Origin of the sequence: Mesorhizobium sp. M0145 (genome assembly GCF_040322355.1) — a bacterium.
GTDB lineage: Bacteria > Pseudomonadota > Alphaproteobacteria > Rhizobiales > Rhizobiaceae > Mesorhizobium.
Genome location: NZ_JAMYTK010000003.1, coordinates 171,426 through 197,360 on the forward strand (window position 1 = coordinate 171,426; position 25,935 = coordinate 197,360).

The following is a 25,935-nucleotide window of genomic DNA, read 5'->3' on the forward strand; positions in this document are numbered from 1 at the left end:
GAAATAGATCAATGAAGCGAACCCATCTTTCACAGCTCGCGGTACTGGCAATGGTCGCCCAATGCGGCAGTTTTCGCGGCGCCGCCAAGGAACTGGCAATCGCGCCATCGGCGGTCAGCCACGCGGTGTCCAGCCTCGAAGCGCGCCTCGGCGTGCGCCTTCTGGCGCGCAGCACGCGCAGCGTCGCTCCGACCGAGGAGGGCGCGCAACTGCTCGAGCGCCTCAGGCCGGCGCTGTCGGAAATCGACCTGGCGCTGGAATCGGCGATTGAGGCGCGCGACCGGCCGGCGGGCAATCTCAGGCTGACGGTGCCGCGAACCGCCGCCCATCTGGCGCTGACGCCAAGGCTCAGCGCCTTTGCTGCTGCCTATCCCGACATCGTGCTGGAGATCGTCATCGAGGACCGCTTCACCGATGTGGTCGAGGGCGGCTTCGATGCCGGTGTGCGACTGGGCGAGAGCCTGCAGCGCGACATGATCGCGGTGCGTATCGGACCAGACCTTCGCGGCGCGGTGGTCGGCGCGCCAGCCTATTTCGAGACCATGCCCAAGCCGCAGCATCCGCGCGATCTCGCCGCTCACCGCTGCATCCGCTTCCGCTTCTCCAGCGGCATTCTCTACCGCTGGGAATTCGAGCAAAACGGCGAGGAGATCGAGATACCGGTGCAAGGGCCGCTGATCCTCGACGAGGACCATCTGATTGCCAACGCCGCAGTCGACGGCGCCGGGCTCGCCTTCGTGTTCGAGGACTATGTCCGCGACGCGCTCGCCGCCGGCAAGCTCGTTCGCGTGCTGGAGGACTGGTGCCCGCGCTTCGACGGCTTCTTCGTCTATTACCCCAGCCGCCGCCAGATGCGGCCGGCGCTCAGGGCCTTTGTCGATTTTTTCAAGGTCGGCGAGTAAGCCAACCCTCCCCACAAGGGAGAGGTGGAAGAAAGCCGACCTGGCATTCGTTCACCGACCATGTCAGCACTGCCCAAAAACCAGACGGCCGGCTACGGCTGGACGGCGATCATCCTTCACTGGCTGATCGCGGCGCTCTTTATCGGCCAGTTCGTGCTCGGCTTCGTCATGGTGCGGCTGTCCAGCCAGCGCACCGCCTTCGAGCTGATCCAGCTGCATAAATCCTTCGGCTTCCTGCTGCTTGGACTGGTCATCCTGCGCATCGCCTGGCGCCTAGGCAGACCGGCCCCGCCGCTGCCGCGCTCGGTCGGGCCTTTCGAGCGCCGTGCGGCGCCGCTGGTCCATCTCGCGCTTTATGCGTTTCAGCTCGCTCTGCCGTTGTCCGGCTGGGCGCTGGTCTCGGTCTCGGTGCTGGAGATCCCGAGCGTGCCGTTCAATCTGTTCGTCATGCCCAATCTGCCGCTCGGTGAATCGGACACGGCAGAAAGCTTCTGGGCAGCGACGCACTGGTATCTCGCCTATGCCGGCATCGGACTTGTCGCTTTGCATCTCGCCGCAGCGCTGCGCCATCATTTCTGGCTGAGGGATACCGTGCTGACGCGCATGATCACGGCTTCGTCACATCACGACAGGGAATAGAGCGGACGGCTCATTCGTTGATGGGGCGAGGACGCAAGAAAGCGTTGCCTGCCAAGAGGACCATTTCCATGTACGCGCGCATCTTCGGATTTGCGGCCGCCGCCGCTTGTTTTGCCATGCCTGTTTTCGCCGCCGTTGCCCTCGGCGACGCGGCCGGCAGCTACATCATCCGCCCGGGGAGTTCCAGCATCCACTTCTCCATCGGCAAGCTCGGCGGCGGCGGGCTCGACGGCGCCTTCGCCCGCTTCAAGGGCAGTATCCTGATCGACAACAGCGATGTCGGCCGGTCCCAGGTCAATTTCACCATCTTCCCCGAAAGCGTCGGTACCGGCCAAAGCCGCATCGATGCCTTTCTTCGCTCGGACGCGGTGTTCGACGCGGCCGACAATCCGGAGATCCAGTTCCGTTCGACCAGCGTCAAACGGACCGGCGACACGTCAGCCCTGGTTACCGGCAGGCTGACGGCGCGCGGCAAGACCTTTCAGGAAAAATTCACCGCCGATCTCGGCGGCCTCAAGGCGGGCACGATAAAATTCCACGTCACCGGCAAGGTGCTGCGGTCGCGCTACGGCATGGATGTCGGCACGCCGATTTATTCCAACGTCGTCGACTTCGACATGACGCTGACGGGTAGAAGGGGATAGCCTTTGCAGGTTCCGCCAGGGCAGCGCGGGCATCCGGACAAGCCGCAGATGATCGCCCTGTTCGCCGCCATGCTCCCGCATTGGCTTTTCTCCTGAATTAGGGCAAACCTCCAGGCCTGCAATCGAGAGGAGAAATTTGATGTTCCGATGGGGTGTTTTGTCGACGGCCAAGATCGGCCGCGAGCAGCTTTTGCCGGCAATCGTCGAGGCGGAGAACGGCGTGCTGTCCGCGATTGCCAGCCGCGATCTGTCGAAAGCGCGGGCGCTGGGCGAACGCTTCGGTGCGCGCCACGCGTTCGGCTCCTATGAGGAGCTGCTCGCCTCCAGCGACATCGACGGCGTCTACATTCCGCTGCCGACCTCGCAGCATGTCGAATGGACGGCCAAGGCGATCGAGGCCGGCAAGCATGTCCTGGTCGAAAAACCGCTGGCGCTCGATGCCAAGGACATTCCGCCGCTGATCAAGCTGCGCGATGCCAGGAAGGTGCTGGTCTGCGAAGCCTTCATGGTCGTCTACCATCCGCAGTGGATCAAGGTGCGCGAGCTGATCGCCAACGGCGCCATCGGCCGGCTGCGCCATGTCCAGGGCGCGTTCTCCTATTACAATGTCGACCCCAACAACATGCGCAACAAGCTCGATCTCGGCGGCGGCGCGCTGCCCGACATCGGCGTCTATCCGACGGTATCGACGCGCTTTTCGACCGGCAAGGAGCCTCTGCGCGTCCAGGCGACGATCGAGCGCGACAAGACATTCGGCACCGACATCTATTCCTCGATCCGCGCCGATTTCGGCGACTTCGAGCTGTCGTTTTACCTGTCGACGCAGATGGCGGCACGCCAGGTGATGGTCTTGCACGGCGAGAAGGGCTTCATCGAGGTGTTCTCACCGTTCAACGCCGGGCTCTACGACCATCACCGCGTCGAGCTGCACAACCAGAACCACAGCGAGGCGCAGGTGTTCCGCTTTCCCGGCACGCAGCAATACCGGCTGGAAGTCGAGGCCTTTGCGCGGGCGGCCCAGGGCGGCAAGGACCGCGTCTTCACTCTGGAAGAATCGGTGCTCAACCAGAAGGTCATCGATGCCATCTTCCGCGCCGGCGAGAAGGAAGGCTGGGAAACAGTCTAGGCCGGCCATGATCCCAAAAAGTGGGGACCGGTTTTTGGACAAGATCATGGCCAAATAGATGTCCGACGATGCGGATGTGATCATTGTCGGCGCCGGCCTTACCGGCCTTGTCGCTGCGGCCGAACTGACTGCGGCCGGCAAGAAGACCATCATCGTCGAGCAGGAGCCGGAACAGTCGCTTGGCGGCCAGGCATTCTGGTCGCTCGGCGGCATCTTCCTTGTCGATTCGCCCGAACAACGGCGCATGCGCATCCGCGATTCGTATGAGCTGGCGCTCGAGGACTGGCTGGGCACCGCAGCCTTCGACCGCACGGAAGATCTCTGGCCGCGCCGCTGGGCCGAGGCCTATCTCGGCTTCGCCGCCGGCGAGAAGCGCTCCTGGCTCATGCAGCGCGGCCTGAAATTCTTTCCGGTGGTCGGCTGGGCCGAGCGCGGCGGCGGCAATGCCGTCGGCCACGGCAATTCGGTGCCGCGCTTCCACATCACCTGGGGCACCGGCCCTGGCGTGCTCGAACCGTTCGCGCAGCGCGTACGCGAGGCCGAGAAGCGCGGGCTGATCCGCTTCAAATTCCGTCACCGGGTCAACGAATTGACGCGGACGGGCGGCGTCGTCGACGGCGTGCGCGGCGACCTATTGGCGGCGAGCGATGCCGAGCGCGGCCGCAAGAGCTCGCGCGAGATCACCGGCGATTTCGAGCTGAAGGCGCAGGCCGTCATCGTCGCCTCCGGCGGCATCGGCGCCAATCACCAGCTGGTCCGGGAGAATTGGCCGAAGCGGATGGGCGCGCCGCCGAAACGCATGATCACTGGCGTTCCCGATCATGTCGACGGCCGCATGCTGGCGATCGCCGAAGCCGCCGGCGGCCGGCTGATCAACCGCGACCGCATGTGGCACTATGTCGAGGGCGTCAGGAACTGGGCACCGATCTGGACCGATCATGCGATCCGCATCCTGCCCGGCCCGTCATCGCTGTGGCTCGATGCGCGCGGCAAGCGCCTGCCGGTCCCGCTCTATCCCGGCTTCGACACGTTGGCCACGCTCAGCCACATCATGAGCACCGGCTTCGATCATTCCTGGTTCATCCTGACCAAAAAGATCATCCAGAAGGAGTTCGCGCTGTCGGGCTCCGAGCAGAACCCCGATCTGACGGGGAAGAGCTGGCGCCAGGTGCTCGGCCGCGCCACCAGCGGCGTGCCCGCGCCGGTCAAGGCGTTCATGGAGAAGGGCGAGGATTTCATCGTCGAGCCTGATTTGCCGGCGCTGGTCGCCCGCATGAACGCAGTGGCCGGCGGCGAGCCGCTGCTCGAACTGGCGCAGGTTGAGCGCGAAATCCGCGCCCGCGACCGGCAGCTCGACAATCCGTTCTCCAAGGACATGCAGATTACTGCGTTGCGCGGCGCGCGAGCCTATCTCGGCGACCGGCTGATCCGCACGGCTAGGCCGCACAAGCTGCTCGATCCCGCCAATGGCCCGCTGATTGCCGTCAGGCTCAGCATCTTGACCCGCAAGACGCTCGGTGGGCTGGAGACTGACCTCGACAGCCGCGTGCTGGGCGCCGGCGGCCAACCAGTCGAGGGGCTGTACGCGGCGGGCGAGGCCGCCGGTTTCGGCGGCGGCGGCATGCACGGCTATGCGGCGCTCGAAGGCACGTTTCTCGGCGGCTGCATCTTTTCCGGCCGCAGTGCCGGACGGGCGGCGGCACGCGCGGTGGGGTGAAACAAGGCCCGCCGGCGGCCGTTGCGCCAAGGTGGCGATTGCACCGAATGGCCAACTTCCCTTAGAGCATTTTGCAGCCAAAATGGAATCATTTGGCGTCCGCATAAATGCGGCAAAACAGATGGTTAGAGCGGGTTACCGGTTCCAGGAGAACCGGAACCGCTCTAGGCGAAGGGCTGCAAATTGACGTCTTGAAGCTTGGAACCGGCAAGCAAAGCCTCGAGCACCTGCTTCTTGAGAGACAGGCACTGCGAACGGGCAAGTTTGACGATGGCGGAAACCTCGCCTGCCTCGCAGGCAAGGACCAGCTCCTTTTGCTGGGCGATGATCAACTGGGTGAAGTCGCGGGACTTGAAGCCGAGGTGGAGAACCCGCGCCGACTGGTCGAGTATCTGGTCCAGGAGATGCGCCAGTCGTAAATTTCCCGAGAGCTCCGCAAGGGCCAGACGAAAGGCACGGTCGGCCGCAAGAAAGGCAACGTGGCTGCGTAGCGTCTCCGGCTTCAGCACTTTTTGCGCTGCCAGCCTGACATCCTCGAGCCCGCGCTCGGTCATGTTCGATGCCGCCACCCTGAACACTTCCGGCTCGATCAAGCTGCGGACATCGAAGATCTCGTTGACATCCCGCAGGCTGAGCGTAGCAACGACGTAGCCGCGGCGCGGCTCGCTCCTGACCAGTCCTTCCTGCATCAGTCGGGCCAGCGCCGCGCGGATGGTCGCCTTTTTGATCTGGTATCGATCACCGATCTGTTTCTCCGTCAGCGCTTCGCCGGGGCGCAACACGCAGGCAATGATGTCGTTCCTCAGCTGCTCATATGCCTGTTCCCTGCGAAGGACGTCGGCGGCTGACAGTGCTGTCGCCTCGACCGTGGCCGGCCTTGCCGGTTCGGCGGTCAACTTCGTCGTTTTCATATTCTGTCCGTCTGGCTGTCCGGTTGACGCTGGCATCAGCATTCGCTAGCGTGAGCATCTCAGATTGATAATCTGAGCATCTCAGGGAGGATAACTGATATGCCTTTACCCGCCAACTCGCCTCTCTACGCCGCTGCCGATGATATCGTCAATGCCGCGAAGGGGCCAGGTCCCCTCGAAGCGGTAAGGACGGTCCTGGGCGACTACACCAACCGCTTTCACGCATCGGGAACACTCGCTCACGAAGAAGACGACGACGAGGTGCTTCTGCATGCGAGTCCGAACCTGACGATCTTATCACATCACTCTGTCGCCCGGCCTGCAGTACCCGCCTCACAACCACCTGATGGATGCCTTGATCGGCATCTACAAGGGCAGCGAGACGAACTTCATCTATCCCGTTGCCGGCAGCGAACTCGATGTTCCCGAAAGGCAGGACATCGCAGCGCCTGCCGTGGTGCACATGGCGTCAAATACCGTGCATGCGGTTGCGAATACGGGCGGTGCGCGATCGGGTGCGCTGCATGTCTACCTCGGCGATCTCACACGAACCCACCGGCAGCTGTGGAGTCCGGACAGCAACCACGCCGAGCCGTTTGACAATGACCGCTATCTGGCCGGCGCTCGGCCCATTCAGCAGTCCGGGCACGAATGAGCGCAGGGGCGTCGCGGGCGGCGAAATTGGCCGTGATCAGCGGACCCGTCGGAATCGCGTCACACTTGTCACTCTCGCCAATCCGCTATCGCCCCTATCCTATCTGACGACCCAACACGTCGCGCATGCGGCGACAGACCAGCAAGGGAGATGCACAATGACGGCACATCAGAATGGCACAGGCGAGCAGACGACGCGGCTCGCGATGAAGACACCACCGGTCGTTTCGCCTGACGCGTGGGAGGCCGCGCGCCAGCAGCTGCTCGTGAAAGAGAAGACCGTGACCCGGGCTCGCGACGCACTGGCCGCCGAGCGCCGGCGGATGCCGTGGATGGCGGTGGAGAAGACCTATACGTTCGAAGGGCCCGACGGAAAGGTGAGCCTGCTCGACCTGTTCGAGGGCCGCCGTCAACTGATCGTCTACCGCGCCTTCTTCGAGCCCGGCGTATTCGGCTGGCCCGACCACGCTTGCCGCGGCTGTTCGCTGGGGGCGGACGAGGTCGGCAACCTCGCCCATCTGAACGCCCGCGACACCACGCTTGCCTACGCCTCGCGCGCACCGCAGGCCGACATTGCGCGGCTGAAGGCGCGGATGGACTGGAAGATGCCCTGGTACACCATCACCGACAGCTTCGATGCCGACTTCGGCGTTGACGAGTGGCACGGCCACAACGTGTTCATCCGCGACGGCGACCGCGTGTTCCGCACCTACTTCATCAACAACCGCGGTGACGAGGCGATGGGGACCGTATGGAGCTATCTCGACCTGTCGCCGCTCGGCCGCCAGGAGGTTTGGGAGGATTCGCCCGAGGGCTATCCGCAGACGCCGACGTACAAGTGGTGGAACTGGCACGACAATTACGGCGCCGAAGCCGTTCCCGACAAAAAGTGGGTCGAGGTGTCGGACGCCGGAGAGGCCGCGTTCCGGAACCGCACCGAATAGAACGTCTTTGGCGTCGCGGAAATGCGGCTAGGGCAAATGGATGGAGCGGGATGCACGGTTCGACCGCATCCCGCTCGCTATGTAGGACTACGGACATGAGCGAGATTCATGCAGGCGGATCCACCGGCGATGCGAGCCCGGCCGGCCATAGTGCAGCCGATTGGCTGTCCTTTGCGGCCGCGCCGACCCTCGCAACCATGGCGCTGCTGACGCTTCTCGGCGGAGCGCCGGACATGATGTGCTCGACCGGGCAAGAGGCGTCACCGCTGGGCGGCATGGTCCCGATGTACCTGCTGATGAGCGGCTTTCATTTAGGACCTTGGCTGAAGCAGGTTTCCGGCCGGCGACGCCGCCGCAAATAGAGCTGTACCGGCCGACAAAGGCCCGTTCTGGTCGGGAAGACATCCCTCACCAGATCCACTCGCCCCTTCCCAAAACCGCTACCGCATCGACAATCCGGGTAAAGCTCGAGCGGGCGCGGCCGGCCGTGTGCCTGGCGCGCAAATAGCCATGCACCAGCCCCGGCTCCTCGAGCCACCAGGCGCGCCCGCCCGCGGCAACGATGCGGTCGCGATAGGCTTCGCCGTCCGACGACAGCGGGTCGCATTCAGCGGTGATCACGACGGTGGGCGGCAGATTGGCGAACTCGGCGTCGGCGAGCGGCCACAGAGTGAGATCGCCGGTGCGATCCTCGCCACCGGTCCTGATGTCCCTGTAGAAAACGAGGTCGCGCGCGGTAAGCATCGGCGCTTCCGCGTGGGTGACGTAGGAACCGGCGGAGCTGTCGCCGCCAAGGCCGGGATAGACCAGAATCTGGCCGATCGGCTTGCGCGCATGGCCGCGCGTTGCGTGACTGACAGCGGCGGCGAGATTGCCGCCGGCACTGTCGCCGCAGAGCAGGACAGGACGCTCGTAAGTCGCCGCCGCCCATTCGAAGGCGCTGATGGCATCGTCGAAGGCGGCCGGATGAAGGTGTTCCGGTGCCAGCCGGTAGTCGACCGAAACCACTTCGTAGCCGGTGCGGCTGCAAAGCTCGGCGCAGAGGTCGTCATGGCTGTCGAGCCCGCCGAGGATAAAACCGCCGCCATGGAAATAAAGCACCATCGCCGCCGCTTCCGGCGCCGGGGCGCGGTAGACGCGGATCGGAATGTGCCATGGTGTGGCAATGGCGGTGGTTTCCGCCGTGACGCCTTGGGGATAGCCGGCAAAGAACTCGCGGCACATCCGGTTATAGATCTGGCGCTGCTCGGCGATGGTGTAGTCGATCGTATCGGGCGGATAATAAGAATTGGTCCGCTCGATGAAGGCCCAGGTCTCGGCGTCGATGAGGGTTTTGTAGTCGGTCATGGGCGCTGGATGGATCGCAATGAATCCGCCTGAACACCCCCCTCTGGCCTGCCGGCCATCTCCCCCTCAAGTGGGGAGATCGGCAGCTTCGGCGAAACCGCCTTTTCTCCGGCGTCGACAATTGGCGAAAGCGATGATGACATCCAATCTCCCCCCTTGAGGGGGAGATGTCCGGCAGGACAGAGGGGGGTGAGCGCCATCATTCCTGCAATACCACTACTTCCCCTTCCACACCGGATCGCGCTTTTCGGCAAAGGCGCGAAAGCCCTCGAGATTGTCCTCCGAGCCGTAGAGTGCGTCAACCGTCGACAGTTGCCGGCGCGTCACCCGGTTCATCGCGTCCTGGAAAGTCAGCGATTCTGCGACCCGGGCCGTCTCCTTGATCGCGGCGAAGACCAGCGGCGGGCCGCTGGCGAGCAGCCGCGCGATCTCCCAGACGCGGTCCTCCAGCCTGTCCTTGGGCAGCACCTCGTTGACCAGGCCCCAGCGATTCGCCTCGGCGACGTCCATCCAGCGGCCGGTGAGCAAAAGGTCCATGGCGACATGGTAGGGGATGCGCTTCGGCAGCTTGATCGTCGCCGCATCGGCCAGCGTGCCGGCGCGGATTTCGGGCAGCGCGAAGGAGGAGTGGTCCGACGCATAGATGAGGTCGCAGGATAGCGCCAGTTCGAAGCCGCCGCCGACCGCCATGCCGTTGACGCAGGCGATCACCGGCTTGTTGAGGTCGCGCAGTTCCTGCAGCCCGCCGAAGCCGCCGACGCCGTAGTCGCCGTCGACCGCGTCGCCGCCGGCCGCGGCCTTCAGGTCCCAGCCGGCGCAGAAGAACTTGTCACCGGCGGTCTTGACGATGGCGACGCGCAAGTCGGGATCGTCGCGAAACGCCTTGAAAGTCTCGCCCATCAGCCGCGACGTCTTCAGGTCGATGGCATTGGCCTTGGGCCGGTCGAGCGTGACTTCGAGGACAGCGCCTTCGCGGCGGGTCGAAATGATTTCAGACATTCTTCTTGTCTCCAAGTACCAGCAGCGCATCGGCGATCCAGGCGCCCTTGCCTTCGGTGCAGACGATCAGCGGATTGATGTCGAGTTCCTCGATCTCGCCGGCGTTTTGCTGCACGAAAGCGGCAATGCCAGATATCGCATCGATTGCCGCTGCAACATCGGCCTTCGGCCGACCGCGATAGCCGTCGAGCAGCGGGAACAGTTTCAGCCCGCGCAAAGCGGCCTCGATATCGTCGCGGGTCGCCGGCAGCATCAGCGTGACGCTGTCGCGCAACAGCTCGACCAGCACGCCGCCGGTGCCGAGCGTCATCACCGCGCCGAACATCGGGTCGCGGGTGAAGCCGACGAGCAGCTCGGCGACGCCGTCGCGCACCATGCGCTCGACATAAAGGCCCGTGCCGAGCGGGCCGAGATCGTGGGCGGCGGTGCTGACGGATTCGGCATCCCTCAAATTGAGCCGGACCGCGTCGAGCTCGGACTTGTGGATGACACCAAGGGCCTTCAGCGCCACCGGGAAGCCGAGCGCCATCGAGGAGATGACAGCTTCGACCGCGTTGCCGGCGCGCTCGCCCTTCGGCACGGGGAGCCCGGCCTCGATGAGCCGCGCCTTCGCCTCGGCCTCGTCCGGCGTGACATGGTCGCCGGCCGGCGCGCCGGACGCCGAAGTGTCGATCGGCTGCGCCTGCGGCTCGCGCCAGGCCCAGCCGATGAAGGCCGCCGCCTGGGCGGCGTCAATGGCTTCGGAGATGCCGAACAGCGGCACCATGCCCCGCGCCATCAGCCCGGCAGTGTATTCCTCGGGCAGGTTCTCCGGCAGCGAGGAGACGATCGCGCCTTGCGCGCTGTTGGTCTTCAGCGCCGATTCGAAGGCACGCAGCGTCGCCCACCAGTCGGTGTCCGAGCAGCGGTCGGGGCGCGGGAAATCGAGCACCAGCATGTTGAGGTCGAAGCCGCCCGACACCATCGCGGTGAAGGTGGCGGTCATCGCCGGCTCGTTGTTCCAGATGAAGGTGTGGTAGTCGAGCGGGTTGGCCACCGCGACCAGCGGCCCGAGCGTCGATTTGACATGCGCGCGGTGCTCGGGGGTGAGTGGCGGAAACGTCACCCAGCGGCCTTCGGCGCTGTCGGCCATCACTGACGCCTCGCCGCCCGAACAGCTCATCGACGACAGCCGGTAGCCGGGCAGGGGGCCGGTGACGTGCAGCAGCTTGAGCGCCTCGATGAAGGCCGGGATCGAATCGATGCGCGCGATGCCGAGCCGCTTCAGGAAGGCGCCGGACGCTGCGTCCGAGCCGGCCAGCGACGCGGTATGGGAAACGGCCGCCTGCCGCGCCTGCTCGGAGCGGCCGACCTTCATGGCGATGACAGGCTTTTTCAGCTCGCGCGCCCGTGCCGCCAGCCTTTCGAAGCCGGCTACCGAATCGAAAGCCTCGATATGCAAGCCGAGCGCGGTGACACGGTCGTCCTCGATCAGGCCGAGCGCCATTTCGGAAAGCCCGGTCTGCGCCTGGTTGCCGGCGGTCATCAGAAAGGCGATCGGCAGGCCGCGCTTCTGCATCGTCATGTTGATGGCGATGTTCGACGACTGGGTGATGATGGCAACGCCGCGACCGCCTTCTGGCAGCCTGATGCCGCCATGCTGGTCGGGCCACAAAAGCGCGCCGTCGGCATAGTTGATGAGCCCGTAGCAGTTCGGCCCGATGATTGGCATTTGGCCCGCCGCCGCGACCAGCTCGGCCTGCAGCCGCTCGCCGTCCTCGTCATAGGCCTCGGTTTCGAGGAAGCCGGCGGCGAAGCAGACCGCACCGCCGGCGCCGCGCTCGGCCAGTGCTTTGACCACTTCGATGGTCAAGTGCCGGTTGACGCCGACGAAAGCGGCATCCGGCGCACCGGGCAATTCGGCCACCGAGCGATAGGCCTTGCGGCCGGCGACCTCGGCCTTGCTCGGATGCACCGGCCAGATCTCGCCGGCAAAGCCCATCTTGATCGATTGCGCGACGACGGCGGCAGCCTGCGCACCACCGAAGACCGCGATCGATTTCGGCCGCAAAAGACGTTCAAGCCTGTGCACGAAGACCCCCCTCTGCCCTGCCGGGCATCTCCCCCTCAAGGGGGGAGATTGGCAGCTGGGCCGCCGGCCCGAGGCATGCAACGGTAATAACTGGCGAAATCAGGAATGGCGGCCGATCTCCCCCCTTGAGGGGGAGATGTCCGATAGGACAGAGGGGGGTGGGAAGGAATGCAAACATTGCGCTGTTCAGCCCCCGAACGGGCGCAGCAGCGCCCGCGAGATGATGTGGCGCTGGATTTCCGAAGTGCCTTCCCAGATGCGCTCGACGCGGGCGTCGCGCCAGATGCGCTCGAGCGGCAAATCGTCCATCAGCCCCATGCCGCCATGGATCTGGATCGCCTCGTCGGCGACGAAGGCAAGCATCTCGGTGGCCTTCAGCTTGGCCATGGCCATGTCCTGGTCGGTGACGGTGCCCTGATCGTACTTCCAGCCGGCTTCGAACACCATCAGGTCGGCGGCCTTCAGCTCGGTCGCCATGTCGGCGAGCTTGAACGACACGCCCTGGAACTTGCCGATCGGCTGGCCGAACTGCTGGCGCTGCGCGGCGTATTCGATGGCGTGGCCAAGCGCCCGCTCGGCGCGGCCGAGGCAGGTGGCGCCGACCTGCAGGCGCGTCGCGCCAAGCCATGAATTGGCGACATCGAAGCCTTTGTGGACCTCGCCGAGCACTTGGGCCCCGGGCAACCGGCAATCGTCGAATTCGAGGATGGCATTGGTGTAGCCGCGATGCGAGACGTTGCGGTAGCCGTCGCGCACCGTAAAACCCTTGGTGCCCTTGTCGACAAAGAAGGCGGTGATCTTCTTGCGTTTTCCACGCGAAGACTCTTCCTCACCCGAGGCCATGAAGACGATGGCGAAATCGGCGAGGTCCGCATGGCTGATGAAATGCTTGGTGCCGTTCAGCACCCAGTCGTCGCCGTCTTGCACGGCGGTTGCCTTCATGCCGCGCAGATCGGAGCCGGCGCCCGGCTCGGTCATTGCCAGGCAATCCCATTTCTCGCCGCGAATGCAGGGAAACAGATATTTTTCGCGCTGCTCCAGCGTGCCGGCGAGAAGGATGTTCGAAGGCCGCGCCACGCAGGTCCAATGCAGCGCGTAATTGGCGCGGCCGAGTTCCTTTTCATAGAGCAGCCAGGTCACCGTATCGAGCCCGGCGCCGCCGACATCGGCCGGCATGTTGGCGGCATAGAGGCCGGCTTCGATCGCCTTGGCCTTGATCTCCTCGATCAGCTCGCGGCGCAGCACGCCGGTACGCTCCACTTCGCGCTCATGTGGGTAAAGCTCGTTCTCGACGAAGGCCCGCGTCGTCTCGACGATGAGCTTCTGCTCCTCCGAAAGACCAAAATCCATGGTCTCAGCCTTTCTTCCTTTTCTTCGGCTTTTCAGCCTTTGCCTTTTCGGCCGCCTTGGAGGCGGTGGGCTTCTTGGCCGCGAGCTTGGCCAGCTGCCTGGTGTAGTCCTTATGCAGGGCGCCGGCACCCCAGCCTTTGCCTTTGTTCTGCTTCGACAGTGCCTCCATGATGGCGACCAGATTGTCGTCGCGGATCTTTTCGAGCTCGCGGATCGACAGACCGTGCGCCTGATCGTCCGACTGGGTGGCGATCAGCTCGACCAGCTCATCGTTGAACTCCGGCACGTCCATCAGCTTGGTCCACGGCCATTTCAGGCACGGGCCGAACTGCGCCATGAAGTGGCGCATGCCGGCCTCGCCGCCGGCGACGCGATAGACTTGGAACATGCCCATCTGCGCCCAGCGCAGGCCGAAGCCGTAGCGCATGATGTCGTCGAGCTCCTCGACCGTGCAGATGCCGTCCTTGACCAGCCACAGCGCCTCGCGCCAGGCCGCTTCGAGCAGCCGGTCGCCGACGAACGCTTCGATCTCCTTGCGGATCACCACCGGCTTCATGCCGATCGAGGCATACATCTCCGTGGCGACTTCGATCGCCTCGGGAAAGGTCTGTTCGCCGCCGACGATTTCGACCAGCGGCAGCAGATAGACGGGGTTGAACGGATGGCCGACGACCAGCCGCTCCGGGTGCTTCTTCATCGCCACCTGCATGTCGGTCGGTTTGATGCCGGAGGTGGAGGAGCCGATAATGGCGTTGGCCGGTGCATAAAGGTCGATCTCGGCCAGCACGCGGTGCTTCAGGTCGAGCCGCTCCGGCACGCTTTCCTGGATGAAGTCGGCGTCGGCCACCGCCTCGGCGATCGTCTTGGCGAAGGTAAGCTTGCCCTCTTTCGGCAGGCCGCCGGGCAGCATCTGCTTGTAGGCGCGGCGTGCGCCCTTCATCACCTCGCCGACCTTGCGTGACGCCTCGGGATCGGGATCGAAGATCGACACGTCGATGCCGTTGAGCAGCAGCCGCGCCACCCAGCCGGCGCCGATGACGCCGCCGCCGATCGCGGCCGCCTTGTTGATGATGCTCATGCGGAAGCTCCGGTTCTTGTGCGGGCTGTTGCGGGGTCGGTGAGGGCGACACGCTCGCCGGCACGGATCACGGATGCGTCATAGGCCTTGCGCGCGAACACTTCGAGCACGAAGGGCCGGAAGAAATCGATCGGCAATGTCTCGTAGTCGGGATCGAAGCTCGACTGATCCCAGCGTTCGCAAAACTTATCGCAATCGTCGAAGTAGATGTGCCCGGCGAAACGGTCGCGGGCGTGTGGATTGCCGCCGAGGTGGTGGGCGTAATAGAGGCGCTGGAAATCGCCGTGCTTCTCCACCACCCAGGTGCATTGCTCGCGCACAAAAGGCTTCAGGATCGACGCCGCATACTCGTCGTGGTTATAGGGCGCGTAGATGTCGCCAATATCGTGCAGCAAGGCGCAGGCAATCCAGTCGGTGTCGGCGCCGTCGCGCCAGGCCCGTGTTGCCGCTTGCAGTGAATGGCCGAGCCGGGTGATCTTGTAGCCCGAGAGGCCCGCATCAAGCTGGACGAGCGCGTCGAGCAGCCGCTCGCCGGTCTTTGCCGCATAGTCGATCTCGTGCTCGGTGAGGAAGGCATAGTCCTCGCGGTCGCCGTCCTTCATGGCGGTGAATTTCACGGTCTTCATCGGCGGCTCCTCCCAACCGGCTACCGGCTTTTCAAAGCGGTGCGCGCTTCGTCAGGTTCAGCTTCTTGCGGACTTCGTCCGGGCCGATGACCCTGGCGCCCATATTCGACACGATGCTGACCGCCCGCTCGACCAGCTGCGCATTGGTCGCCAGCACGCCCTTGTCGAGCCAGAGATTATCCTCCAGTCCGACGCGGACATTGCCGCCGGCCAGCACCGCGGCCGCGACATAGGCCATCTGGTTGCGGCCAATGGCAAAGGCCGACCAGTTCCAGGTCGACGGTACATTGTTGACCATGGCCATGAAGGTGTTGAGGTCGTCCGGCGCGCCCCACGGCACGCCCATGCACAATTGCACCAGCGCGTCCGGCTTCAGCACTTCTTCCTCGACCAATTGCTTGGCGAACCACAGATGCCCGGTGTCGAAGGCCTCGATCTCCGGCTTGACACCGAGCGCCGTCATCATGCCGCCCATGGCACGCAGCATGCCGGGCGTATTGGTCATGACATAATCGGCCTCGGCGAAATTCATGGTGCCGCAATCGAGCGTGCAGATTTCCGGCAGGCACTGGCGCACATGTTCCATGCGGTTGCTCGCGCCGCCCATGTCCGTGCCTTTTTCGTTCAGCGGCAGCGGCTTCTCCGGCGGGCCGAATACCATGTCACCCCCCATGCCGGCGGTCAGGTTCAGCACCACGTCGACGTCTGCCGCGCGGATGCGCTCGGTTACTTCGCGATAGAGATGCACGTCGCGCCTAGGCTTGCCGGTCTCGGGATCGCGCACATGGCAGTGCACGATTGCAGCACCTGCCTTTGCCGCCTCGATGGCCGAATCGGCGATCTCTCTGGGCGAGCGCGGCACATGCGGGCTGCGGTCCTGCGAACCGCCGGACCCGGTCACGGCACAGGTAATGAAAACCTCACGGTTCATCGCTAACGGCATCGGACTCTCTCCCAATAGAACGTAGGGCAAGAATGCCTGACTTGCCGGAAACTGTTTTGCGTTTTACGAAGATCGTGTGACCAAAAACGAAAAACCGACGATCTTTCGGGCCGAGCGTTTGCCGCTCAAGGTGACGCTGCTGGTATTCTCCGGCTCGTCGATCATGTGCGTCGCGTCGGCCGTCGATCCGTTGCGCGCCGCCAACCGCATTGCCGGTGAGACGCTGTTCGATTTCAGGCTGGTCTCGGTGACAGGCGAGGCGCCGGTCACCACATGCGGCCTGCCGGTGGTGGTCAGCGGCCGCTTCGATGCGGCTGACACAACCGATATGCTGGTCGTCGTCGCCGGCTTCGGCACGCAGAACTACGCCACATCGGCCCTGCTGTCCGGACTGCGCCGGGCGGCGCGCGCGGCACGCGCCTGCGGCGGCGTCGAGGCCGGCACCTGGCTGGTTGCCCGCGCGGGTCTGCTGGAGGGGCGCAGCGCCACCACCCACTGGGAGGACATGGAGGATTTCTCGTCGGCCTTTCCCGGCGTCGACGTGCGCCCCGACCGCTACGTCATCGATGGCCCGGTGTTCACCACCGGCGGCGCCTCGCCGACCTTCGACCTGATGCTGCATCTGATCCGCACGCGGCTCGGCATGGCCGTGGCGCTCGATGTCGCGAGCGTCTTCATCTACGACCAGGCGCGCGCCGCGACGGACGCGCAACCGCTGGTCTCGCTCGGCCGTCTCGACGGCTACGATCCCAGGCTGGCGCAAGCCATCCGGCTGATGGAAGCGCATGTCGACCAGCCGCTGACTGTCGCCGCCGTGGCAAAGCGCGCCGGGGTGACGGCACGGACGCTGGAAAGCATCTTTCGCAAGTCGATCGGCGAAACGCCCGGCGCTTATTACCTCAGGCTGCGCCTCGGCGCCGCGCGCCGGCTGGTGGTCGACACGCGCATCGCCATGGCGGACATTGCCGGGCGAACGGGGTTTTCGTCCGCCGCGGCATTTTCCAGAGCGTTTTCAAGAGCGTTCGGCGAAGCGCCGGTCAGGCTGCGTCGGGGATAATGCATGTCGCCCAAAAGCTTGGCCACGGGCTTGACCCGAGGGTGCGGAGCGGTTTTGGGATAACGACATGCATAGACAAAGGTAGATCAGGCAGCGTCCTGGCGGTCGCTGCTGCCGTCGATCTGCGAGCGCATCTGTCTCGCAAGATGGGTCTCGAAGCGGCTGGCGACCGCGCGATCCCATTCGTTTGCACTCAGCGCACCTTGTTTCGGGTGCGGCAGCGCCATCAGCCGGTCGATGATCGATCCAGCCTCGCCAGATGAGAGCAGGGCGTCGATTTCGCGTTCGTGCTGCATATCGTTTCGCCTCCTTCTTTCTGAATCCCGCCACGAACCACACTATAGGAGGTTCGTGACGGCTGTTTGAAGGCAAGAGCGAGGCGATTGATGGGCGATGCCGGGCAAAGTTTTGTCCGCCGCCGCCCATCTTGGGCACGATCGTTCCGGCAGGTCAGGCAGTGCTTCAGCCAAGCCGCATCGACAGTTCAACATCCTCGCCGAACGGCGTGGACATGTAGCCACTCCCGGTCGAGCGCACCCGCTCGAGGTATTCGGGGCAAAGATCTGCGTTGTCGGCAACGACGAAGGCGCCCGGCCTGAGGCGGCTTTCAACCAGACTCAAGATCTCGGGATAGAGCGCTTTGGCGCCGTCGAGCAGAAGCAGGTCGACCGTTTCGGGAAGATCGACGCTTAATGTTTGCAGCGCGTCTCCTTCGCGGATTTCCACCATGTCGATGAGACCACCTGCTGTCAGATTACTCCTCGTGCGCGCGACCTTGGATGGCTCGAACTCGCTGGTGATCAGGCGGCCGCCGCCATTGTCCCGCAAGGCTGCGGCAAGGTGCAGGGTCGAGATGCCGAACGAGGTTCCAAATTCAACGATCGTCCGTGCATCGCTGCCTCGTGCCAGCATGTAGAGCAGCGTGCCGGTCTCTCGCGAGACGGGAAGCCAGAGGTCCTTTAGCCGCCCATAGAAATCGAGGTATTCGGTCTTGCTTCGAATGAGGCGCATCCGCTCCTCGGCGGAGAGTTCCGCCACCGCGGGGCTCGTTGCGGCGGCGGCTTCCTCGAACAGGCGGTCCAGCAGGGGCGCGAGCGGCGTTGTCGTCAGTGTGGTCATATCGGTCTCCAGTCGGAATTGAATGCGTTCTTGTGCGGCATTCAAAATACGACTAATCATTCGCATTCACTAATCGCATTGGCGCGGCTCTCAATGAGCGATCACCGAAGTCCGCGGATTTCCTCGCGAAAACAGCCGAAGCAGGCCCGCTCGGCGGAGCTCGTCGCTGCGATTTTGCAGGCTGCTGTTCAGGTTTTGGCGAGGGAAGGCGCGCAGCGCTTCACCACGGCGCGGGTGGCCGAGAAGGCCGGTGTCAGTGTCGGATCGCTGTATCAGTATTTTCCGAACAAGGCGGCGATCCTGTTCCGGCTCCAGAGCGACGAATGGCGGCAGACGACCGATTTGCTGCGCGACATCCTCGAGGACGTGAGGAAACCGCCACTTGACCGGCTGCGCGACCTGGTCCACGCCTTCCTCCGCTCGGAGTGTGAGGAGGCCGCGGTGCGTGTGGCGCTCGACGACGCCGCACCGCTTTACCGCGACGCGCCCGAGGCGCAGACGGCAAGGGCGTCCGGAGACCGCACCATCCAGCTCTTCATGCAGGAAGCGTTGCCCAACGCCGCGCAAGCGACTCGCGAATTGGCCGGCGATCTGGTCATGACGACGCTCAGCACGGTGGGGAAGCAGTTCTCGGAGTTGCCCCGAACCCCCGCGGAGATTGAAGCCTACGCCGACGCCATGGCCGACATGTTCTGCGCCTACCTGAGAGGCCTCGATCACGGCTAAGACGCGCCAAACCCGGTCAGCGAACAGGCCACGCGAGTTTCACACGGGGCAAAACCTTCGTCGGTTCAGCCCCGCGGAAAGCCGTCTTTAGCCGGCGGCCGCTGAACAATGTGGCCGTGAAAACGGTACGCCTCAGACGTACCGGTTGACGATGTTTTCGAGCAATTCCTGGCGGCCGGATCTGGGCTGCGGCTCGATCTTCTCCTTGACGACGCGCTCGGCGATTTCCTCCAGCGTGCGCTTGCCGGCAAGCATCGCCTTGGCCTCGGCCGAATCCCAGCCGGCATAGCGCTCGGCGAGCGGGGCGGACAGCGCCTTGTCCTCGACCATGCGTGCCGCTGCCTTGAGGCCGCGGGCGCAACAATCCATGCCGCCGATGTGGCCAATCAGCAGGTCCTGCGGATCGAGCGACTGGCGCCTGAGCTTGGCATCGAAATTGGTGCCGCCGGTCTTGAAGCCGCCGGCCTGCAGCACCTGATAATAGGCGAGTGCCATCTCCGGTACATTGTTCGGGAACTGGTCGGTATCCCAGCCCGACTGGTAGTCGTTGCGGTTCATATCGATCGAGCCGAAAATGCCGAGCGCATTGGCCAGCGCCAACTCATGTTCGAACGAATGGCCGGCCAGGATGGCGTGGCCTTGCTCGATGTTGAGCTTGACCTCGTTCTCCAGTCCGAAACGCTTGAGGAAGCCGTAGACGGTGGCGACGTCGTAATCGTACTGGTGCTTGGTCGGCTCCTGCGGCTTCGGCTCGATCAGGATGGTGCCTTCGAAGCCGATCCTGTGCTTGTAATCGACGACCAGGTTGAGGAAACGGCCGGCCTGTTCCTGCTCGCGGGCAAGGTCGGTGTTGAGCAGCGTCTCATAGCCCTCGCGGCCGCCCCACAGCACGTAGTTCTCGCCGTTCAGACGCTTGGTGACGTCGATGCAGTGTTTCACCGTCGCCGCCGAATAGGCAAAGACGTCCGGATCGGGATTGGTGGCGGCGCCTGACATGAAGCGGCGGTTGGAGAACAGGTTGGCCGTGCCCCACAGCAGCTTGACGCCGGTCTGCTTCATCTTTCCCGAGAAGTAATCGGCGATCTCGTCGAGCCGCGCCGCACTTTCGGAAAAGTCCCGGCCTTCCGGCCGCACGTCGGCATCGTGGAAGCAGAAATAAGGCGCGCCCAGCAGCGAAAACATCTCGAAGGCGACGTCGGCCTTGAGCTTGGCCAGCTCCATGGTGTCGGTGCCGCCGGCCTTCGGAAACCACGGCCGCTCAAATGTCTGGCCGCCGAACGGATCGCCGCCCGGCCAGGCAAAGGAATGCCAATAAGCGACGGCAAAGCGCAGATGGTCTTCCAGCCGCTTGCCGGCGACGATCTCGTCGGGATTGTAGAACCGGTAGGCCAGCGGATTGGTCGAATCCGGTCCCTCATATTTGATCTGTTGGATGTCGCCGAAAAAACCGCTGCTCATGTTCTTTTCCTCTCGCATGGTTCGGCCTGATTACCTCAGGCGTAATTGGTTTCGCGCTGACGCTGGTCGAAAAGGCTCATGTCAAAGCCACCCAACGAAGGAGACAGACCATGACCGACCTCAACACCATTGCCGAAAATTACATCGCCGCCTGGAACGAGAGCGACGCCGCGCGCAGAAAAGCCTTGCTCGAGGCAACCTTCACCGAGGACGTCGGCTATCGCGATCCGATCATGCGGGGCGACGGCCATGACGGCATCGCGGCGCTGATCGACGGCGTGCAGCAGCGCTTTGCCGGCTTCAGGTTCTCGCTGAAAGGCAAGCCGGACGGCTTCGCCGATACCATCCGCTTTTCGTGGAATCTTGGGCCGGACGGCATCGAATCCGTCATCGAAGGCACGGATATCGGCGTCATCGAAAATGGCCGGCTGAAAAGCGTCACCGGCTTTCTCGACAAAGTGCCGGCACAATGAGGCCTTCTCGGCAGGCCGCGGCGTGGGCGGGAAACCGTTCACGCCGTGGCGCCTCTGATCGCCGGATAAAGCTGGCGATAGCGCTGATAGGCTTGCGCATAGGCGTCACCGAGGGCGGCGACCGGCTCGACCGTGGCGTCGGTCGCCGGCGCCGCGCAGACGGCGCGCGGATCGGCACCTGTCGCCGCGATCAGGCCAAGTCGGGCCGCGCCAAAGGCAGCGCCGAAATCGCCGTCGGCTGGAATATCGACTGGCAGGCCAAGCGCTGTGGCGATGGCCTTCAGCCAATAGCGCGAGCGCGAGCCGCCGCCGATCGCCGTCACCCGGGTCAGCGTCGTGCCGGCTTTGGCCAGAGCTTCGAGGCTGTCGCGGAAAGCGAAAGCGACGCCTTCGAGCACGGCCTGGGTCAGCGCCGCGCGGCCGGATTCGTGGGCAAGCCCGGTAAACGCGCCCCGAATGACGGAATCATTGTGAGGCGTCCGCTCGCCTGACAGGTAGGGCAGGAAGGAGACGCCGGTCGGCGACTGCAGCGCATCGCCGAGTTCGGCGGTCAACTCGCCGGCGCTTTTTCCAGCGATCCCCGACAGCCAGTTCAGCGAATCGGTTGCCGACAGGATGACGCCCATCTGGTGCCAGGTGCCGGGCAGTGCGTGGCAGAAGGTATGCACGGCGCTTTCCGGGTTGGGCAGATAGGACGCGTTGGCGGCGAAAAGCACGCCCGACGTGCCGAGCGAGACGAACGCCTGGCCGGCGCCGACCGTGCCCATGCCGCAGGCCGAAGCCGCATTGTCGCCGGCACCGCCGGCGATCGGGATGCCCGCCTGCATGCCCCATTTGGCGGCCAATTCGGCGCGCAAGGCACCGGCCTTGGCCGTGCCTTCGACCAATGACGGCATCTGCCTTTCGTCGAGCGATGTGGCGGCGAGCAGTTCGGCGGACCAGGCTCGTCTGCCGACATCGAGCCACGACGTGCCAGCCGAATCCGACATTTCCGAAATATGCTCGCCGGCGAGCCAGAGCCGCAAAAAGTCCTTCGGCAGCAGGACCCTTGCCACCTTGGCGAAAACAGCCGGTTCGTTGTTCCTGACCCAGGCCAGCTTCGGCGCGGTGAAACCGGGAAAGACGATGTTGCCGGTCAGCTTGCGAAAGCGCGGGTCGGCATCGAGCGCGGCCGCCTCGGCGTGGCTGCGTGTGTCGTTCCATAGAATGCAGGGGCGCAGCACCTGGTCGGCTGCATCGAGCAGAGTGGCGCCATGCATATGGCCGGAAAGGCCGATGCCTTTGACCGCCGCGAGTTCCTTCGCATGCATTGACCGCAGCTCGCCGACCGCCGCTTCGCAGGCGCGGATCCAGTCGGCCGGGTTCTGCTCGGACCAGCCGGGATGCGGGCGCGACACGTCGAGCGGCGCATGGCCGGAACCGACGATGCTCTGCCTTGCATCGATCAGCAGCGCCTTGACGCCCGACGTGCCGAGATCGAGGCCGAGATACATGTTTCCTCCCATGTCCGTCATGCCTGGCGGCGACGGTCTTTCTTGCTTCCCCGCCCAGTCCTGTGACACGGGCGGCGAAGATATCCCGGCAATCGTGCCGCCGGAAACGCACCCCGGTCAACACGCGAAGATTTTTTCGACGCTCGAAAAAATCTGGTCGGGGCAGTTTTTAAGGCAAGATGTGGCCTTGGTCAATTCGCCGCGAGAGCGGTTGCACGCCGTGAAAACAGTGCCGACAACGGGCTGTCCGGCCGTGCCAGCGCGCGTTCCGCCGCAAGCGCCCTCGCCAGCGCGCCATCACCGGAACGCAATGCCGCTTCGATCAGCGTCAGGTCGATGACGTCGCGTTGGGCGTGGCTGCCGCCGAAGCGATGGGCGATTGCCCGGATCGGCCGGATCAAGCGGATCGTCCCGGCATAATTGCCCTCGCCGAACGCCTTGATGGCGAGCGTCAGGGGATGGCCGACATCCCTGGTGAAAGCAGCGTTGTCGTCCTTGCCGCGCATCGCCTCGCGCTGCGCCTCGAGCAAGCCGCGGGCCGGCGCTTCGAGGCCGGCGCCGACAAACGCCATCATCGCGTGGGCGTCATTGAAGGCATAATGGCCGGCGCTCGCCTTGGGCAACCAGTTGGCGGCGAGTGCCGTCCAGCGCTCGCCGACATCGACGCCGCCGAGATGCAGCCGCCACAGGATCGCCGAGGCATCGACCATGTTGAGCGCCAGCGTCGAGCGCTCGCCATAGATCGGCCCGTCGTAGAGCGCCAGCACCTCGTCGGTCTCGCCGAGATCATAATGGAACAGCGCCAGATGCCACCAATTATGCACCTGCAGGAAGCTTTCCCGCGTCCACGCTTCGGGATTGGCGCGCATCCACAGAATGCCGTCCTTCTGCCGGCTCTGCATCTCCATGACATGGGCCACCGCATGCTGGGCCCAGCCGTCGCGCGGCTCGAGATCCACCGCCGTGCGGCCAAGTTTTTCGGCGCGCGCGTAGTCGCCCATTTCTTCCAGCCCGAAGGCTTGCATGCCGAGTATGGCATGGTAGCCCGGCATGCCGCTCTGCCAGGACGGCAGCGCGCGGCCGATGCGGTCGCGCAGCATGCGCGCATTGCCGGTGAAGAAGTCGATCTGGTGGCCGGTCTGCAGCGCCAGCGCATCGAGCGGAAACTCGATGGCGATATCCTCCAGCACGCGGGCGGCCTCGTGCCAGCGTCCATCCGCAAGGTGGCCAAGGGCGGCGACATGCGCCTGCTCGCGCGTCGTCGCGGCAAGTGGCAGCGCTGCCTCGTGACATGCCTTGGCCACTGCCGTCGCTTCGCGCTCGGTGGCGAGGCCAAAGAGATAACCCTTGAACACATGCGCCATGACGAAGCCGGGAACTTCGGCGATTGCCCGGTCAACGGAACCGACAGGATCGCCGATGAAGCACTGCAATTCGCGCACAGCCCGGCTGTAGGACGAGAACCCGGCCTCCGTCGCGCCAGACAGCGTCAGGCCAAATGCGTCGCTCACCGCCATGGTTTGCCTCAGTTGCCCGAGCGCATCGCCACTGTCGCGATCCCGGCGCTGACCAGCAGCGTGCCGCCGGTGCGGTTGAAGATGCGGATCGCCTTTGGGTTGCGCACCACGTTGCGCGCCCTTGCCGCGATCAGCGCATAACCGAAGGCATTGGCGAAGGCGAGCGCCAGGAAGGTCGTCTCGAAGATCAGCATCTGTGTCCAGAAATCCGCATGCCGGTCGAGGAACTGCGGCAGGAAGGCGACGAAAAAGGTGATGCTTTTCGGATTGAGCGCGGTAACCAGCCAGGCGTGCGCCGTCATTTTCGCCGATGACACCGCATCGGTGCGCGGTTCGGCCCGGAGCGCGCCGCCGGCGCGAAACAGCTTGATGCCGAGATAGATCAGATAGCCGGCGCCGATCACCTTCAGCACGGCAAACACGGTGGCCGACGCCGCCAGCAGCGCGCCGATGCCCAGCATCGACAATGTCATCGCGGTGAAGTCGCCGAGCGCCACGCCGACTGCCATCGGCAGCGCGGTGCGCCAGCCCTGGCCGAGCGCATAGGACACCACCAGCAGGATGGTCGGGCCCGGAATGACCAGAAGGACTGCCGAGGCGGCGGCAAAGGCGGCCCAGTTTTCGAAGGACATTTTCTTCTCCTTGAGCTCAAAGAAGAGGATAAATCCTTGGTCCCGCGCAGATGTAAAGAGGCAAAAATCGAAAAAGCCCCTCGTTAACGCGAGGCGGCCGGCCTTCACGCTTTTTCAACCATGATTGGTGAAAATGCCTGCTATCCGGCCGGATGGTGTTTCCCGCCGACAGCGTAGGGTTTGGGTAAATGCGTGAGTTGCCGCAAGGTCTGTCGCTGCCGCATAATGGCGACGCAATCGAAACCGAAATACAGCTTTCCCGCCGCGCGGTGCTGTCCGGCGCCGGTGCGCTGGCGCTGCTCGGCGTCGCCGGCTGCAGCCAGACGCTGGATCTGCCGTCGCTCCAGCTCGACGACGTCACCACCGGCTCGATCCGGCCCATCCGTCCGAGTATCAGCGTCGACAAGAACATCACCAGCCCCGACGTGATGTACGCTTCGCTCACCGACGGTGGCTTCAATGTGCCGGAAGTGCCCTATCTCAAGGTCAAGCCGGAGTTCCGCCGCCAGATCGTCGTCGATCCGACCGGCGAGCAACCCGGCACCATCGTCGTTCACTCGCAGGAACGGCTGCTCTATCTGGTGCAGCCCGGCGGCGATGCGATCCGTTACGGCGTCGGCATCGGCAAGGACGGGTTCCGCTGGTCCGGCCGCGCCAACATCCAGTACGGCAAGGAATGGCCGGTCTGGACCCCGCCGCCCGAGATGATCACCCGCAGGCCGGAACTGGTGAAATGGCAAAGCGGACAGCCGGGCGGCCTCGACAATCCGCTCGGCGCGCGTGCCCTCTACATCTATCAGAACGGCAGCGACACCGGCTATCGCATCCACGGCTCGCCCGAATGGTGGAGCATCGGCCAGGCGATGTCGTCGGGCTGCGTGCGCCTGATCAACCAGGACATCATCGATCTCTACAGCCGCGTCTCCAAGAAGAATCCGGTCGTCGTCGTCTGACCGGCGGCCAAGGCTCGAGCGATTACTCTGCCGGCAGCGCTGCACACCCATGTACTACAATTTTGTGCGAATTCATGCGACGCTTCGCCTTGCCCAGCCATGTCCGCTCGCGTGACTGACAAGTTTTGGGAGATCGCGACATCGTTGCGCTGATCGAGGCGAGCGAAGCGGAGAAGCCGACCATGCGTGGTCCCTTGCAAGAAGCAAGAAAGCAATTGATGCCGCTTGTCAGGATAGCCGAACTGGAAATCGATCCTAAGCAGATCGGCAGCTACAAGGCCCTGCTTGCTGAAGAGATTGAGGCTTCTGTACGCGTCGAGCCGGGCGTGCTTTTCCTTCATGCGGTGGCAGTAAAAGGCACGCCTGAAAAGGTGCGCGTGATCGAATGCTACGCCGATCAGGCGGCCTATGAGGCCCACCTGACCACGCCGCACTTTCTCAAATACAAGGCGCGGACGGCGAGTATGGTCAGGTCACTTCGGCTCATCGAAACGGATCCTATCGCGCTGCAGGCGAAGAGTGGCCCGATTTCAAACTGACCCACTGCCTCTGCCGT

Annotated in this window: 27 protein-coding genes; 13 read left to right on the forward strand and 14 right to left on the reverse strand. The window is 64.3% G+C overall.

Annotation, left to right across the window (positions count from 1 at the left end):
* Nucleotides 1–11 precede the first annotated feature (11 nt).
* The 5 genes from NKJ28_RS07880 (at nt 12) to NKJ28_RS07900 (ending at nt 5,028) form a co-directional block, all read left to right on the forward strand.
* Entirely contained in the window at nt 12–902 is an 891-nt protein-coding gene (locus NKJ28_RS07880; protein ID WP_352568462.1) for a LysR family transcriptional regulator, read from the forward strand.
* Between the two features lie 60 nt (nt 903–962).
* Complete coding sequence (locus tag NKJ28_RS07885; protein WP_352568460.1) at nt 963–1,541, forward strand: cytochrome b; 579 nt, start codon at nt 963–965, stop codon at nt 1,539–1,541.
* A 68-nt stretch (nt 1,542–1,609) separates the two neighbouring features.
* On the forward strand, nt 1,610–2,185 hold the full coding sequence (locus tag NKJ28_RS07890; RefSeq protein WP_352634873.1) for a YceI family protein: 576 nt from the start codon (nt 1,610–1,612) through the stop codon (nt 2,183–2,185).
* 139 nt (nt 2,186–2,324) lie between these two features.
* Nucleotides 2,325–3,311 carry a Gfo/Idh/MocA family protein gene (locus NKJ28_RS07895; protein ID WP_352590821.1) on the forward strand — a complete coding sequence of 329 codons (987 nt, stop codon included), beginning with the start codon at nt 2,325–2,327 and terminating at the stop codon, nt 3,309–3,311.
* Nucleotides 3,312–3,369: 58 nt separating this feature from the next.
* Complete coding sequence (locus NKJ28_RS07900; RefSeq protein ID WP_352634875.1) at nt 3,370–5,028, forward strand: FAD-binding dehydrogenase; 1,659 nt, start codon at nt 3,370–3,372, stop codon at nt 5,026–5,028.
* 164 nt (nt 5,029–5,192) lie between these two features.
* On the opposite strand, the gene NKJ28_RS07905 is transcribed toward NKJ28_RS07900, so the two are convergent.
* Nucleotides 5,193–5,939: a GntR family transcriptional regulator gene (locus NKJ28_RS07905; RefSeq protein ID WP_023677587.1), complete on the reverse strand. Its 747-nt coding sequence runs from the start codon at nt 5,937–5,939 to the stop codon at nt 5,193–5,195.
* A 355-nt stretch (nt 5,940–6,294) separates the two neighbouring features.
* On the opposite strand from NKJ28_RS07905, the gene NKJ28_RS07910 reads away from it, so the two are divergent.
* The 3 genes from NKJ28_RS07910 to NKJ28_RS07920 all read left to right on the forward strand — a co-directional run bounded on the left by NKJ28_RS07910 (nt 6,295) and on the right by NKJ28_RS07920 (nt 7,899).
* Nucleotides 6,295–6,594, forward strand: a complete 300-nt coding sequence (locus NKJ28_RS07910; protein WP_352634877.1) for a hypothetical protein — start codon at nt 6,295–6,297, stop codon at nt 6,592–6,594.
* Between the two features lie 157 nt (nt 6,595–6,751).
* Nucleotides 6,752–7,537: a DUF899 domain-containing protein gene (locus NKJ28_RS07915; RefSeq protein ID WP_352634879.1), complete on the forward strand. Its 786-nt coding sequence runs from the start codon at nt 6,752–6,754 to the stop codon at nt 7,535–7,537.
* 95 nt (nt 7,538–7,632) lie between these two features.
* Nucleotides 7,633–7,899, forward strand: a complete 267-nt coding sequence (locus NKJ28_RS07920) for a hypothetical protein (protein WP_352634881.1) — start codon at nt 7,633–7,635, stop codon at nt 7,897–7,899.
* A 46-nt stretch (nt 7,900–7,945) separates the two neighbouring features.
* On the opposite strand, the gene NKJ28_RS07925 is transcribed toward NKJ28_RS07920, so the two are convergent.
* The 7 genes from NKJ28_RS07925 to bcoG all read right to left on the reverse strand — a co-directional run bounded on the left by NKJ28_RS07925 (nt 7,946) and on the right by bcoG (nt 15,951).
* Nucleotides 7,946–8,884 (reverse strand): alpha/beta hydrolase, encoded by a 939-nt coding sequence (locus tag NKJ28_RS07925; protein ID WP_352464610.1) that lies wholly within the window; start codon nt 8,882–8,884, stop codon nt 7,946–7,948.
* 216 nt (nt 8,885–9,100) lie between these two features.
* Complete coding sequence (locus NKJ28_RS07930; protein WP_352464608.1) at nt 9,101–9,883, reverse strand: carnitinyl-CoA dehydratase; 783 nt, start codon at nt 9,881–9,883, stop codon at nt 9,101–9,103.
* On the reverse strand, nt 9,876–11,954 hold the full coding sequence (locus NKJ28_RS07935) for an acetate--CoA ligase family protein (protein ID WP_352634883.1): 2,079 nt from the start codon (nt 11,952–11,954) through the stop codon (nt 9,876–9,878). Before NKJ28_RS07935 ends, NKJ28_RS07930 begins: the two co-directional genes overlap by 8 nt.
* A gap of 186 nt (nt 11,955–12,140) precedes the next feature.
* Entirely contained in the window at nt 12,141–13,304 is a 1,164-nt protein-coding gene (locus tag NKJ28_RS07940; protein ID WP_352464604.1) for an acyl-CoA dehydrogenase family protein, read from the reverse strand.
* Between the two features lie 4 nt (nt 13,305–13,308).
* Nucleotides 13,309–14,382 carry a carnitine 3-dehydrogenase gene (locus tag NKJ28_RS07945; RefSeq protein WP_352464602.1) on the reverse strand — a complete coding sequence of 358 codons (1,074 nt, stop codon included), beginning with the start codon at nt 14,380–14,382 and terminating at the stop codon, nt 13,309–13,311.
* A complete protein-coding gene (locus NKJ28_RS07950) occupies nt 14,379–15,008 on the reverse strand; it encodes an HD domain-containing protein (RefSeq protein WP_023677594.1) in 630 nt (209 codons plus the stop codon). The genes NKJ28_RS07945 and NKJ28_RS07950 overlap by 4 nt, the downstream gene beginning before the upstream one ends.
* 31 nt (nt 15,009–15,039) lie before the next feature.
* Entirely contained in the window at nt 15,040–15,951 is a 912-nt protein-coding gene (gene bcoG / locus NKJ28_RS07955; RefSeq protein ID WP_352451615.1) for a 3-dehydrocarnitine:acetyl-CoA trimethylamine transferase BcoG, read from the reverse strand.
* 76 nt (nt 15,952–16,027) lie between these two features.
* Between bcoG and NKJ28_RS07960 the strand changes: the two genes are divergently transcribed.
* A complete protein-coding gene (locus NKJ28_RS07960; protein WP_352634886.1) occupies nt 16,028–17,008 on the forward strand; it encodes a GlxA family transcriptional regulator in 981 nt (326 codons plus the stop codon).
* A gap of 86 nt (nt 17,009–17,094) precedes the next feature.
* Here NKJ28_RS07960 and NKJ28_RS07965 read toward each other — a convergent pair whose 3' ends face one another.
* Nucleotides 17,095–17,304: a hypothetical protein gene (locus NKJ28_RS07965; protein ID WP_023680243.1), complete on the reverse strand. Its 210-nt coding sequence runs from the start codon at nt 17,302–17,304 to the stop codon at nt 17,095–17,097.
* A 166-nt stretch (nt 17,305–17,470) separates the two neighbouring features.
* Nucleotides 17,471–18,127, reverse strand: coding sequence for an O-methyltransferase (locus tag NKJ28_RS07970; protein ID WP_352634888.1), 657 nt, complete (start codon nt 18,125–18,127; stop codon nt 17,471–17,473).
* Nucleotides 18,128–18,220: 93 nt separating this feature from the next.
* On the opposite strand from NKJ28_RS07970, the gene NKJ28_RS07975 reads away from it, so the two are divergent.
* Nucleotides 18,221–18,853, forward strand: a complete 633-nt coding sequence (locus NKJ28_RS07975; RefSeq protein WP_352634890.1) for a TetR/AcrR family transcriptional regulator — start codon at nt 18,221–18,223, stop codon at nt 18,851–18,853.
* 132 nt (nt 18,854–18,985) lie between these two features.
* Here NKJ28_RS07975 and xylA read toward each other — a convergent pair whose 3' ends face one another.
* The gene (gene xylA / locus NKJ28_RS07980; RefSeq protein WP_352634892.1) at nt 18,986–20,311 is read right to left on the reverse strand and encodes a xylose isomerase; all 1,326 of its coding nucleotides are present in this window, start codon (nt 20,309–20,311) and stop codon (nt 18,986–18,988) included.
* A 110-nt stretch (nt 20,312–20,421) separates the two neighbouring features.
* Here xylA and NKJ28_RS07985 point away from each other — a divergent pair, with 110 nt between their 5' ends.
* Nucleotides 20,422–20,784, forward strand: a complete 363-nt coding sequence (locus NKJ28_RS07985) for a nuclear transport factor 2 family protein (RefSeq protein ID WP_352634894.1) — start codon at nt 20,422–20,424, stop codon at nt 20,782–20,784.
* A gap of 38 nt (nt 20,785–20,822) precedes the next feature.
* Here NKJ28_RS07985 and xylB read toward each other — a convergent pair whose 3' ends face one another.
* The 3 genes from xylB to NKJ28_RS08000 form a co-directional block, all read right to left on the reverse strand.
* Entirely contained in the window at nt 20,823–22,277 is a 1,455-nt protein-coding gene (gene xylB / locus NKJ28_RS07990) for a xylulokinase (RefSeq protein ID WP_352635050.1), read from the reverse strand.
* A gap of 191 nt (nt 22,278–22,468) precedes the next feature.
* Nucleotides 22,469–23,794: a tetratricopeptide repeat protein gene (locus tag NKJ28_RS07995; RefSeq protein ID WP_023680237.1), complete on the reverse strand. Its 1,326-nt coding sequence runs from the start codon at nt 23,792–23,794 to the stop codon at nt 22,469–22,471.
* Between the two features lie 8 nt (nt 23,795–23,802).
* Nucleotides 23,803–24,426: a LysE family translocator gene (locus tag NKJ28_RS08000; RefSeq protein WP_352634896.1), complete on the reverse strand. Its 624-nt coding sequence runs from the start codon at nt 24,424–24,426 to the stop codon at nt 23,803–23,805.
* Nucleotides 24,427–24,614: 188 nt separating this feature from the next.
* On the opposite strand from NKJ28_RS08000, the gene NKJ28_RS08005 reads away from it, so the two are divergent.
* Nucleotides 24,615–25,379, forward strand: a complete 765-nt coding sequence (locus NKJ28_RS08005; protein WP_352634899.1) for a L,D-transpeptidase — start codon at nt 24,615–24,617, stop codon at nt 25,377–25,379.
* 218 nt (nt 25,380–25,597) lie between these two features.
* Complete coding sequence (locus NKJ28_RS08010; RefSeq protein WP_352568568.1) at nt 25,598–25,918, forward strand: putative quinol monooxygenase; 321 nt, start codon at nt 25,598–25,600, stop codon at nt 25,916–25,918.
* Nucleotides 25,919–25,935 lie beyond the last annotated feature (17 nt).

Coding starts and splice junctions, on each gene's coding strand:
- NKJ28_RS07880 (WP_352568462.1), top strand. CDS start 12: ATGAAGCGAACCCATCTTTCACAGCTCGCGGTACTGGCAATGGTCGCC.
- NKJ28_RS07885 (WP_352568460.1), top strand. CDS start 963: ATGTCAGCACTGCCCAAAAACCAGACGGCCGGCTACGGCTGGACGGCG.
- NKJ28_RS07890 (WP_352634873.1), top strand. CDS start 1,610: ATGTACGCGCGCATCTTCGGATTTGCGGCCGCCGCCGCTTGTTTTGCC.
- NKJ28_RS07895 (WP_352590821.1), top strand. CDS start 2,325: ATGTTCCGATGGGGTGTTTTGTCGACGGCCAAGATCGGCCGCGAGCAG.
- NKJ28_RS07900 (WP_352634875.1), top strand. CDS start 3,370: ATGTCCGACGATGCGGATGTGATCATTGTCGGCGCCGGCCTTACCGGC.
- NKJ28_RS07905 (WP_023677587.1), bottom strand. CDS start 5,939: ATGAAAACGACGAAGTTGACCGCCGAACCGGCAAGGCCGGCCACGGTC.
- NKJ28_RS07915 (WP_352634879.1), top strand. CDS start 6,752: ATGACGGCACATCAGAATGGCACAGGCGAGCAGACGACGCGGCTCGCG.
- NKJ28_RS07920 (WP_352634881.1), top strand. CDS start 7,633: ATGAGCGAGATTCATGCAGGCGGATCCACCGGCGATGCGAGCCCGGCC.
- NKJ28_RS07925 (WP_352464610.1), bottom strand. CDS start 8,884: ATGACCGACTACAAAACCCTCATCGACGCCGAGACCTGGGCCTTCATC.
- NKJ28_RS07930 (WP_352464608.1), bottom strand. CDS start 9,883: ATGTCTGAAATCATTTCGACCCGCCGCGAAGGCGCTGTCCTCGAAGTC.
- NKJ28_RS07940 (WP_352464604.1), bottom strand. CDS start 13,304: ATGGATTTTGGTCTTTCGGAGGAGCAGAAGCTCATCGTCGAGACGACG.
- NKJ28_RS07945 (WP_352464602.1), bottom strand. CDS start 14,382: ATGAGCATCATCAACAAGGCGGCCGCGATCGGCGGCGGCGTCATCGGC.
- NKJ28_RS07950 (WP_023677594.1), bottom strand. CDS start 15,008: ATGAAGACCGTGAAATTCACCGCCATGAAGGACGGCGACCGCGAGGAC.
- bcoG (WP_352451615.1), bottom strand. CDS start 15,951: ATGCCGTTAGCGATGAACCGTGAGGTTTTCATTACCTGTGCCGTGACC.
- NKJ28_RS07965 (WP_023680243.1), bottom strand. CDS start 17,304: ATGCAGCACGAACGCGAAATCGACGCCCTGCTCTCATCTGGCGAGGCT.
- NKJ28_RS07970 (WP_352634888.1), bottom strand. CDS start 18,127: ATGACCACACTGACGACAACGCCGCTCGCGCCCCTGCTGGACCGCCTG.
- NKJ28_RS07975 (WP_352634890.1), top strand. CDS start 18,221: ATGAGCGATCACCGAAGTCCGCGGATTTCCTCGCGAAAACAGCCGAAG.
- xylA (WP_352634892.1), bottom strand. CDS start 20,311: ATGAGCAGCGGTTTTTTCGGCGACATCCAACAGATCAAATATGAGGGA.
- NKJ28_RS07985 (WP_352634894.1), top strand. CDS start 20,422: ATGACCGACCTCAACACCATTGCCGAAAATTACATCGCCGCCTGGAAC.
- xylB (WP_352635050.1), bottom strand. CDS start 22,277: ATGTATCTCGGCCTCGATCTCGGCACGTCGGGCGTCAAGGCGCTGCTG.
- NKJ28_RS07995 (WP_023680237.1), bottom strand. CDS start 23,794: ATGGCGGTGAGCGACGCATTTGGCCTGACGCTGTCTGGCGCGACGGAG.
- NKJ28_RS08000 (WP_352634896.1), bottom strand. CDS start 24,426: ATGTCCTTCGAAAACTGGGCCGCCTTTGCCGCCGCCTCGGCAGTCCTT.
- NKJ28_RS08005 (WP_352634899.1), top strand. CDS start 24,615: ATGCGTGAGTTGCCGCAAGGTCTGTCGCTGCCGCATAATGGCGACGCA.
- NKJ28_RS08010 (WP_352568568.1), top strand. CDS start 25,598: ATGCCGCTTGTCAGGATAGCCGAACTGGAAATCGATCCTAAGCAGATC.